Genomic DNA, 4613 nt, shown 5'->3' on the forward strand with positions numbered 1-4613 from the left:
TTTGTCCTATAGAGACAAGGTTGTCTAAAACAGCTCCTTTTTTGTCCCATACGCCGCAGTTTCATCTGTCGCGGGGTTCGGCGGGTGGTGTGTCAGGGAGGGATTTTATGGCAATCCTCACAAGGCATTGTACGATGCGACGCAACACGGTATTGAGGCTTTGGAGAATAAACGTGAGTCTGTAAAAAACATCGTGCGTGTCGCCAGTAACCCCACCCCCGTCCCCTCCCCCACAGGGGGCACTACTGTCCGGAATAAATTTTTAGATAAAATTCTTTTTAAAAACAGCATGATTTATACAATACCCTCCGTAGTAGCGCGCCGTATCACACCTCAAAAAGCTGCTTTTGAGCACTGTTTTGGGGTATTTGGCGCATTGCGCGCGGAGCTGCATGGTGATTATTTGCATGATTTATAAGAATTTTATCGACCAGAAATTATTCCGGACACTAGTGCCACAGGGGGAGGGGGGAATGGCTACCCACCCCGCCGCCCACGGGGAAAGAGACAGCCCGGCGGTCATTGTTGCACGTCGATATTGCCGCTGATGATGAGGCGGCGGGTCTCATTCGGCGGCAGGGTGACGCGCAGGTTGTCGAGGTAGGCCGGTTGGTAGTCGCCGCTGGCGTCAAGGCGCAGGTAGAGTTCGTCGCCGTGGCCGTGCAGGCGCCAGTGTAGTTGCCAGTGTGCGCCGTCTGCGGCGGTGCCGTTGTCGTCGTAGAGGGTGCCTTCGCTTTTTTCGTTGCCTTTGGCCGGGTAGAGGCGCAGGGTGCGTTCGCTATCGGCGGCGGGGCTGTCGGCGTGCATAAGCGCGCCTTCGGCGATGATGCTGCCCGCGCGCACGTAGAGTTGTAGGTATTCGAGTGGGGTTTGTACGTGCAGGGTTTGGCCGCCGCTGTGCCAGGTGCCGCGGTGGTAGTCGTACCAGCCGAGGGTGTTGTCCGGCAGGTAGGTGTCGCGGGCGCGCACGCCGGGGGCGGTAACGGGGCAAACGAGGAGTTCGCGTCCGATCATGTAATCATCTGTATCGGCGTAGGTGGTTTCGTCGTGTTCGTGGTCGAGGAAGGTAGGGCGGACGATGGCTTCGTCTTGGGTTGCCGCCTGCCACAGCAGGGTGTAGAGGTAGGGGATGAGGCGGTAACGCAGGCGGATGGCGTCGCGCACTGCGGCGGTGATGGATGGGTGCATCCACGGTTCGTTGACGGTGTGGTCGTCGTTCCAGGAGTGGATGGTAAAGCGCGGCAGGAGCAGCGCGCTTTGGATCCAGCGCAGGAAGAGTTCGGCGTCGGGTTTTGGCCCGGCGAAGCCGCCGATGTCGTGGCCGATGTGGTACATGCCGGAGAGGCTCATGCCGATGGCCATGCGGATGTTCCATTTGAGGGTGTGCCAACTGGTGCGGTTGTCGCCGCTCCAGGTCTGGACGTAGCGTTGCAGGCCGGGGCAGCCGCTGCGCGAGATGAGGTAGGGGCGTTCGTGCGGGTTGTGTTCGCGCTGCGCCCGCCAGGAGTTTTGCATCATGAGGAGCGGCATCAGCGGGCGGATGTGGCGGATGGCAATCGGCGAACCGAAGCCGTGGCAGCGCGCGTCGCTGTCCCAGATTTCGTATTCGTTGTTGTCGTTCCAGGTGGAAACGATACCGACGTCAAGTAGTTGTGCCTTGACGTTGTCGCGCCACCATTGTCCGGTTGCCGGGTTGGTGAAGTCGAGGTGCGAGCCTTCGGCGTCCCAGAACATGGAGGTTTCCGGCGCGCCGCTGTCGCTGTCTTGCACGAAGAGGTTTTTTGCGGCGGCTTCGCGGTAACGCGGGTGGTCGTGCAGCAGGCAGGGTTTGATGTTGGCGGCAAGACGTATGCCCGCGTCGCGGAAGGTTTGGGCGAGCGCTTTCGGATCGGGGATTTTGTCGTGGTTCCAGTGGAAGACGTAGCGTTTGTTGCCGATGGTGGTGTAGCCGGAGGAGAGCTGGAAGCTGTCGCAGGGGATGGCGTGTTCGCGGCAGAGCGCGATGAATTGTTGCAGTTGGTGTTGGGCGTCGGGGGCGTCGGTGTAGCTCATGGTGGAGCCGGAGTAGCCGAGGCTCCATTTGGGCGGGAAGGTGTTTTTGCCGGTGAGGTGGAGGAAGCGTTTGGTGATGGCGGCAATGCTGGCGCCGTGGATGAGGTAGTAGTCGAGGTCGCCGCCCTCGGCGCGGTAGCTGCGGTAGCGCGGGTGATAGTTGTCCAGCTCGCAGCCCATGTCGAAGCGGCTGGTGTTGAGGTTGTCGTAAAAGATGCCGTAGTGCGCGCCCGCTGCGGTGCGCACTTGGTAAAACGGCCAGTGTTTGTAAAGCGGGTCGGTGCTTTCGGCGTTGTAGCCCATCGCGTCGAGGCTGCGCATTTCGTATTTTTTGCCGCCGCGTTCAACCGTGCCCGCTTTTTCGCCGAGGCCGTAATAGCGGTCGCGGTCGTCGTGCGTCATGTAGTGGGCGATGTCATCGCGGCGGCGGCCGAGTTCGTAGGCGCCGGTCGGGCGGTCGGCGGCAAGCGGCTGCCATTCGCCGTTTTCCTGTGCTTCCCAGATGAGTTGCAGCGGGCGGCGGATGTGCAGGCGCAGGCGGCTGCCGCTGACGGTGATGCCGTCAGCGTTTTCGACAAGCGCAAACGGCGGGCAGCTGAAGCCTTCGCGGCTGGCACGCGGGCGTCCGGTTTCGCCGTTGGGGGCGGCTGGCGGCGAGATGAGCCAGGTTCGGTCCAGCGCTGTCTCGCCGTTTTTTTGTAGCCAGACGCGCCAGATGTCGTCTTCCAGCACGATGACGTGCAGCAGGTGGCGGTCTTCGATGCGTAGGGTGATGCCGTCGGCGTTTTTCTGCGCGAGCGTCCAGTGTTTGAGTGTTTGCATGGCCTAGCCTCCGTAGCTCATCAGTAATTGCGGCAGCAGCAGCGAGATTTGCGGGATGAAGGTGACGAGCAGCAGGGTAATAATCATCGCGATGTACATCGGCAGCATGTAGGGGATGACTTGCGCCAGCCGCACTTTGCCGACCGAGCAGCCGACGAAGAGGCAACTGCCGACCGGCGGGGTGACGATGCCCATGCAGAGGTTGAAGGTCATCATCACGCCGAAATGCACCGGGTCAACGCCGAGCGACTGCGCAATCGGCAGGAAAATCGGGGTGAAGATGAGGATGGCGGGCGTCATGTCCATGAAGAAGCCGACGATGAGCAGGATGAGGTTAATCGCCAGCAGGATGACGATTTTATTTTCAGAGAGCGCGAGGATGGCGTCTTCGATGACAATCGGAATATCGGCATTGGCCATCGCCCAGCTCATGCCGGAGGAGCAGCCGATAAGCAGCATGACGATGGCGTTGGTCACCATCGAATCGAGGAAGATTTTCGGCAGGTCTTTCAGCTTGATTTCGCGGTAAACGACGACGGCGAGGAAGAGCGCGTAAACCACCGCAATCGCCGAGCCTTCGGTGGCGGTGAAGGTGCCTTTGACGATACCGCCGATGACGATAACAATCAGCGACAGCGGCAGAATCGCCTGCAAAAACGCGCCGACGGCGACGTTCAGCGGCACGCGCTCGTTCACCGGCAATTTCTTGCGGTAAGCGATGATACCGGCGACGACCATGATGCCCAGCCCCATCAGGATGCCGGGCAAATATCCGGCGAGGAACAGCGCCGCGACCGAAGTACCGCCGGAAATGGTGGAATACACAATGAAAGTATTGCTCGGCGGAATCAGCAGCCCGGTCGGGCAGGAAGCGATATTGACCGCCGCCGCATAGCCGGGGTCATAACCCGCCTTGCGCTGCATCTCGCCCATCGTGCCGCCGACCGCCGCCGCAGCCGCGACCGCCGAGCCGGAAATCGAGCCAAACAGCATATTGGCGATGACGTTGCAGTGCGCCAGCGCGCCCGGCAGCCGTCCCGCCAGCACCAGCGCCAGATTGATGAGGCGCATCGCAATGCCGCCCCGGTTCATGATATTCCCGGCGAGGATAAAAAACGGCAGCGCCAGCAGGGCGAAACTGTCCAGCGCGGTAATCATCTTCTGCGCGGTGACGAACATCGCATTGTCAAACGGCAGCGACAACAGCACCGTCGCAATCGTGGCGAGGCCGATAGACACCGACACCGGCACACTCAAAAACATCAACAAGAAAAAAACGCCAAAAAGGACAAGGACGCTCAGCAGTTCAATCGACATGGCTCAACCCTCCTGCTTTAATTCATCAACAACCGCCACCAGCGAGAAAAACACCAGCAGCGCCCCTGCAAGCGGTACGACCAGATAGACATAGCCCATCGGCACCTGCAACGCGGGCGTTACCTGCGCGTTGGCAAACGTCTTGGCGGTGAGCAGGCAGCCGCCATAAATCATCACCAGCGTGGCGAACAACATGATGCAGCACTCAATGACCAGATTCAGCGCGCGCTTCGCGCCGCCCTTGAGCTTGATGGCGAGCAAATCAATCGCCAGATGCTGCTTCAGCGCCGACGCCTGCGCCGCGCCGAGCAAACCAACCCACATAAAAATAAAACGCGCCAGCTCGTCAGTCACCGTACTCGGCGTGCTGGTGACATAGCGCGACGCCACCTGCCACACCACACAGGCGACCAGTGCAAACG

The 4613-nt window shown here is 60.4% G+C and carries 4 protein-coding genes; 1 reads left to right on the forward strand and 3 read right to left on the reverse strand.

Going from position 1 to position 4613, the window contains the following annotated elements; translation table 11 throughout:
• Positions 1–127 precede the first annotated feature (127 nt).
• The gene (locus Q0349_RS04200) at positions 128–418 is read left to right on the forward strand and encodes a hypothetical protein (RefSeq protein ID WP_298079626.1); all 291 of its coding nucleotides are present in this window, start codon (positions 128–130) and stop codon (positions 416–418) included.
• A 101-nt stretch (positions 419–519) separates the two neighbouring features.
• Here the strand turns inward: Q0349_RS04200 and Q0349_RS04205 are convergent, their stop codons facing one another.
• From Q0349_RS04205 to Q0349_RS04215, 3 genes are all read right to left on the reverse strand, one after another.
• Positions 520–2874 (reverse strand): glycoside hydrolase family 31 protein, encoded by a 2355-nt coding sequence (locus Q0349_RS04205; RefSeq protein ID WP_298079627.1) that lies wholly within the window; start codon positions 2872–2874, stop codon positions 520–522.
• A 3-nt stretch (positions 2875–2877) separates the two neighbouring features.
• Positions 2878–4185: a TRAP transporter large permease gene (locus Q0349_RS04210; protein ID WP_366916271.1), complete on the reverse strand. Its 1308-nt coding sequence runs from the start codon at positions 4183–4185 to the stop codon at positions 2878–2880.
• Between the two features lie 9 nt (positions 4186–4194).
• The coding region (locus tag Q0349_RS04215; RefSeq protein WP_298079629.1) for a TRAP transporter small permease at positions 4195–4613 on the reverse strand (419 nt) is incomplete at its 5' end.

This window comes from uncultured Cardiobacterium sp., assembly GCF_938028185.1.
Lineage (GTDB): Bacteria > Pseudomonadota > Gammaproteobacteria > Cardiobacteriales > Cardiobacteriaceae > Cardiobacterium.

Bases quoted from the DNA above. Each gene is read 5' to 3' on its own strand.
- Q0349_RS04205 (WP_298079627.1), bottom strand. From the start codon at position 2,874: ATGCAAACACTCAAACACTGGACGCTCGCGCAGAAAAACGCCGACGGC.